This window comes from Vibrio sp. V33_P6A3T137 (assembly GCF_009904835.1).
In the GTDB taxonomy this organism is placed as follows: domain Bacteria; phylum Pseudomonadota; class Gammaproteobacteria; order Enterobacterales; family Vibrionaceae; genus Vibrio; species Vibrio metschnikovii.
Map to the genome: position 1 here is coordinate 1 of NZ_WXWK01000126.1, position 4664 is coordinate 4664.

At 42.0% G+C, this 4664-nt stretch carries 2 protein-coding genes and 1 pseudogene; 1 reads left to right on the top strand and 2 read right to left on the bottom strand.

The features are described 5' to 3' along the window. Nucleotides 1-324: 324 nt before the first annotated feature. Together yidZ and CAG60_RS12260 are read right to left on the bottom strand one after the other, a co-directional pair. Nucleotides 325-1281 (bottom strand): HTH-type transcriptional regulator YidZ, encoded by a 957-nt coding sequence (gene yidZ / locus CAG60_RS12255; protein WP_161439037.1) that lies wholly within the window; start codon nt 1279-1281, stop codon nt 325-327. Continuing rightward, a pseudogene (locus CAG60_RS12260) lies at nt 1256-2454 on the bottom strand (MFS transporter). Before CAG60_RS12260 ends, yidZ begins: the two are co-directional and overlap by 26 nt. 1136 nt (nt 2455-3590) lie before the next feature. Here CAG60_RS12260 and CAG60_RS12265 point away from each other — a divergent pair. After that, nucleotides 3591-4664: UvrD-helicase domain-containing protein (locus CAG60_RS12265; RefSeq protein WP_272924714.1), on the top strand; the 1074-nt coding region annotated here is incomplete at its 3' end.

Sequence of the window (4664 nt, forward strand, 5' to 3'; positions counted from 1 at the left end):
CGCTAAAGTCATGCAGCAATACAAGGCATACAGCGCCTGAGAGTATGATACTTTTTTACCTTCCCACAGCTGAGCTGAGGTAGGAGAGGAATAAAGTCTCATACCTAGTATTAGTATCATACAAAAATGGCAGCGTTCACATCGGTACGCTGCCATTTCTAAAACGTTTATGCCCCCAAAATGAGCTGAGACCAACGTCGAAGTGGATAATAGAGTTGAAGATTTTAAAATACTTAATCTAATGGAAGGTAAGATCTTACTCCTACGGCTATTGATAGCATCAAGGTGGGAGGCTGTTCATTGCTTTACTGCAAAATTAATAGTTCAACTTGCGCCATATAGGTTCTTAATCGTCTGCCTCAACCATACGATTTTAGGATTCTGATTATTACGTTTGTGCCAAATCATAGTAAACGGAATCAGTAGTTTATGCTGACAATCTTCCGTAATCGGGATAGGTAACGCCAGCAAATTAGGGTGAAGTTGCTCGCAGTACCGCTGACAATACTTTGGTGCCGTAGTTAACATTTGATGGCCGGGCTTTTCGGCAACAAACAAAGCTTGTTCGAAACTCGCCATTGTTAATCTAACATTTCGGGTGTACCCCTGCTCAGCCAAGATCTCATCCAATGCCCAACTGTCATTTTTCTCCCATGTAACATTGATATGGGCATAGCTTAAGAAAGTATCTAAATTCCACTCTTGCTTGAGCGCTGGATGGTCTTTTCGGATATACACCATAGGCAGGTCGGAAAATAGAACTTCAAAATTGATGAAATATGGCAGCAGTTCTAGCGACTCCTTAGAGCGAGGATGGCTCTCACGCCCCGTAAAACCGATATCCACTTCACCGCGCGTAATCGCGTCTAATGAATCGTAATCCCAATTGTGATACTTCACTTTAGAATCGGGATACGTGTCATGAATTCGTTTAGTCAGTTCATCCACCATAATGAGTGACAATGGCGACTCGACGCCAAGGTGAAACTTCACACCACTCGGCGCATCATCACCGCGTCGCGATGCAATCTGATTACCGATTTGCATCCAGTCTGACAAGCTTTCTTGCATGCTCGTTGCAAGCGTTGTTGGTTTAAGTCCCAGCGGTGTGTTCACAAATAAAGGGTCGTCAAACCAATCACGTAATTTAGCCAGTGACTTACTCACCGATGAGGGGGTTACATTCAGTTTTTTCGCCGTTTTCGTGACACTTTGCTCTTGCAAGAGCAACTGCAGAGTGAGCAATAAATTGAGATCAAGTCGGGCAAGAGATTTCTTCATGAAGCTCACTAACGTTATGATTTGGAAATAATAATATTATAGAGAGTCCAATAACTCCACTAGCAACCAACGCTATCATTAACATCATCACGGCCGACACACCTAACGTTGCCATGAACCAAATGTAAAATGCAGACCAAGAAACCTGTCCTATGCCAAGCATAGAGCTTGCCAGTCCAGCTTTGCGAGAGAACTGACTTAACGCCTGACTCATCGCCACGCCAAATCCCATTGAAAAACTCATGCTGACCAAAACATATAGAGTGTCGAACTATCGCTATTCAAGTGAGCCGCAAGAATAACGATAGCCGACAGCAAACTGGAGATTTGTGCTGCGAACATTAATGTGGTTTGTTTGAAGTAAGACAGAGCAAATGGCACTGAAAACGATGTTGTCATACCTACTATCGCGAGTAGTGCCATTGCCGTTGAGTATTCACTTCGAGTAAAGCCAAGTAAATCCATTATGATCATTGGTGATGTATTTACATAAGAGAGAATCGCGGTGACGCCTAAAGAAGTATAAATAACGCGCGAGATAAAAAAGCGGTTACACAGAGATTCGTTCGAGCCTTCACTAACAACTAAAACGGTGCATTTGGCTTTCGGCAAGGTTTCTTTCAAGACAAAGCAAGCAATTAAACCTATCGCAACACCCATCATCGTCATGGCGGTGAATAACACGGGCCACGGAAACTTAATCATGATCAGATTACCGATAACAGGTGCTAGCACGGGAATAGAACAAGTTATGCCATTAAGCATTGAAAGCACTTTAGCGCGCTTTTGATCATCTAAGGTATCACGCAAAATAGCGAAGGCCACAACATAGCAACATGCCGCTCCAACGCCTTGGAAGAATCGCATAACTAGGAAGCTATCACTGGTTTCAGCTGAACCCGCCAACGTCGAAGCAAGCGAGAAGATCACTGCCCCACACATGGCGACAGGTTTACGGCCAAAACGGTCAGCAACTCGTCCTACAAACACCATAGTAGAAGCCATACCCGCAAGATAAACAGAAAAGGCGATATGAAGTTGGGATTCACTTGCAGAAAGATCGTTGGCAATTTGTGGCAAGGCAACCAAATAGAGATCGATGGCAGTGGGATAGAGCAGCACAAAGGCAAAGCTGCATAGCAGATATCGGGATACATTAGCCGCAGGTTTCATGGTGGTCTCATAAGTGGTTGCGTTTACGAGGATAATATGAGACATCTCTGAACTTGGCGCGTTACCTTTATGACAACAGGTATTTCCATTTACTACATTAGTAAATGAAATGTATGGGTATCTCAGGAGTTAACGTTGATAAGGCTCCTGTGAGCCTGTTTTTCATACATGCTTGATTTTTCCTTGAGCTACTACGCTATTGCTATAATCAACCTAATACGGGGTTGCTAATTTGTTAAAAATTCAAAAACACTTTTGCCCCAAAATCGTTTAGAGTTACCATTCTATACGACTGAGACAGTATGTGCTTACCCTATTAAAAGTTATCCATTACCCTAATACTGTTAGCTGAATCCCCGTGATGTATCACGGGGGTAGGTTCCACCACACACCAAGGCTTCAGCGTGTCTTTTCCACCATCAAGTTACTTTCCTTTCTTGCAGGCAAGAAAAAGCCGCCTAAGTCGGCGGCCATTCATTGCAAGCAAAGGTGTCTTTCATCTTGAATCTATCGTTCATCGCAAAGACTAAACAACATACTTGCGGCAAACAATACTCTTCTGTATAAAATGCGATGAGCAACAAAGTGCTTATGAAGTTATTAGGGTTATTAGTTGCCATAGTATCATCACATCAAGTGATTAGAAGGCTTACGGCCTGCTAATCACTGTTATGCTTAATATCAAAAAATCAATCAGTTGTGGCCTTTTCTCTGCTCCTTCAGCCATTCGTCCGAGTTCGTCGGCAATGATTCAAAGCTGTCGCTGTTTTAAGTGAATTGATGCTGTGAGTTTCGAGCGGTTGCCTCATTCGAGTTTCATACAAGTTTGTTTGCTGTGAGCTTAGTTGGTCAGATTTTCGTTGAAAGGGCACTTTGTTGTTTTGAACGAGGTGAATTTATCTCAGTTTTGGGTCAAATCATGGTTTCGATCAGGTTAACGAATTTTGGTGCTTTGGTTTGTGTAAAAGTCTGAGTTACTCTAATGGTTACTTAAATATAAGTGTTAGAATTTTAATCGCAAAAGTTCAAGGAGGACAACCGACGCGTGGCATTTTTACTACGCGTTGGTTGCCCCTTAACCGGGCGTTATACGCAATTGCCAATACTAGTGAAAAAATTATACGTAAGGAGTTTTAATGTATAAGGTTGTACAAACCAAGGCTCTAAATAAGTGTTTTAGAGATTTGAAAAAGTGCGGAAAGAAAGGGAAGGACGCCATCACCAAGACGAGAGCGGCACAGTCAGAAGCTGCTACTGAGGGTGATATTCAATCTTTGAAACGGACTAATCACGGTGAATCGAGATTGGCTAATGCCGAAAAATATGACCTCGGAAATGGCTATAGGCTTGTAGTTCAACTTGTTGATGGTGTAAGTAAGACAAGAGCATTTTTGTTTGCAGGAAGCCATGATGATACTGAATACTGGTTGGATAGCCATAGAGACTATAAATGGGTAAAGAGTGATAAAGACGATACTCTAGATTTCATCCAAGTTACTGAAAGTAAGCCGGAACAGACAAAAATAGTATCAATGGATTTAGACTCCAGTGAAATGTTACGGGAGCTTCCATTGCTTCGACATGTTTCTGATGAAGAATGGAAATCTCTAGGCTTCACTGACTCGTTGCATAAGTATTGTTTATCGATTACAGCAGACGATTGGGAGTGTGATCCTAATGGTATATTAGACTACGTTGAAAATTCTTCAGGAACAGAGGTGGCTATTCTTATTGACGACTTACTTAGTCATTCGCATAAGTTTGAGTTACAGGAGATGCATAAAAGAATCTCACTCTATTCAGGTAGTGCCATGATAACTAATGGTGAAGAATTTCGATCAGTAGTTAGTAGTCCATCTAATAGTGAAATATTCGTTACATGGGAAGAAGCTGCTGTGTTGCCGGATGATTCCAGTTGGTCTGATTGGCTTCTATTCTTACACCCTGAACAGAAAGAGTTATCAGTAAAGGACTTTAATGGACCCGCTCGCCTTAGAGGAGTTTCGGGTAGCGGAAAAACATGTGTAATGCTTCATAGAGCTAGATATTTAGCTAAGAAATATAAGCAGTCAATTCTTTTAGTTACTTTAACAGAAAGCATGAGGAAGCTGCTGGATTCTCTTATCGCTGAATTGTGTGGAGTTGAATCTTCTCTCATTGAAACGTCAACAATACAGGGATTAGCGCACAGGATCATCACGGAGCTACAC